Raw genomic sequence first — 327 nt, 5'->3', positions numbered from 1 at the left:
CCCACCACATGCACCACGCCCTGCTCGACATCACCCAGCGGATGCAGCCGGACCCCGAACTCCGCGGCGTTCTTGCGCAGCGTCTCCAGCTGGGTGCGCGAGACCGGATCCGCGATCGGCTTTTCGATGTCCAGGGGGGGGGGGTTGTGGGCCTCGGTGGGGGTGTTGTGGTCCTCGGTGGCGATGGTCAGGTCCGTGCGGCGCACCCGGCGCCCGGCCTTGCGCAGACCGTCGAACGCCTGCGGGCTGGTCACCTCGTGCAGCAGATGCAGATCGATGAAGAGGAGGTCGGGCTCGCCTTCCGCGCGCCGGACGACATGGTCGTCC

1 protein-coding gene is annotated in these 327 nt (G+C 69.7%); it reads right to left on the bottom strand.

Annotated elements, in window-relative coordinates; translation table 11 throughout:
• Positions 1–327 (bottom strand): aconitase family protein (locus IG84_RS0137400; protein WP_031067985.1); only part of this gene is annotated, 327 nt, incomplete at both ends.

It is taken from the genome of Streptomyces ochraceiscleroticus (assembly GCF_000720485.1).
Lineage (GTDB): Bacteria > Actinomycetota > Actinomycetes > Streptomycetales > Streptomycetaceae > Streptomyces > Streptomyces ochraceiscleroticus.
This window is presented reverse-complemented; position numbering and strand designations above follow the sequence as displayed.